This window comes from Aphanothece microscopica RSMan92, from assembly GCF_046613545.2.
Lineage (GTDB): Bacteria > Cyanobacteriota > Cyanobacteriia > PCC-6307 > Cyanobiaceae > NIES-981.
On sequence record NZ_JBKKKY020000447.1, the window covers coordinates 1 to 507 of the forward strand.

Annotated in this window: 1 protein-coding gene; it reads right to left on the minus strand. The window is 70.2% G+C overall.

The annotated features are described in order from the left end of the window. Nucleotides 1-415 (minus strand): DsbA family protein (locus ACLD7X_RS18475; RefSeq protein ID WP_425625495.1); only part of this gene is annotated, 415 nt, incomplete at its 3' end. Nucleotides 416-507: the final 92 nt, after the last annotated feature.

Genomic DNA, 507 nt, shown 5'->3' on the forward strand with positions numbered 1-507 from the left:
CCTGCCGCTGCGCGGCCAGAAGGGCGCGGGAAGCGACCACGCTGGCCGGCCCGAGGATCGGCAGGTCCTTCAGGACGACACGGATGTTCGGATCGCGTCGCAGCAGGGCCTGCATGGCCGGGTGCATCTGCTTGCAATAGCCGCAGCGCGCATCGAAGAACCCGACGATCGTCAGGTCACCCTGAGGATTACCCTTGGCCGGGTCGGCGGGGTCGCGGAAAAGCGCGGCCGCCTGCTGTACGATGGCCTCGCGCTGCGCCTGGGCCCGCTCACGGCGGTCCGCCTCGTCGAGACCGGCCAGCGCGTCTCGGATCAGCGAGGGATCCTCCCTCAAAGCCTGGCGGAGAATCGCCAGGATTTCCGCACGCTGTACAGCCGTGAACCCGGTGGACGGCTCGATGACGGCAGGCGGCACGGCCGGAACCTGGGCGCCAACACCCAGCGCGGGGCCGAACGCCAGCAGGACGGCGAAAAGCCAATGGCGAGCCGCCGGGGGGACGGGGATTC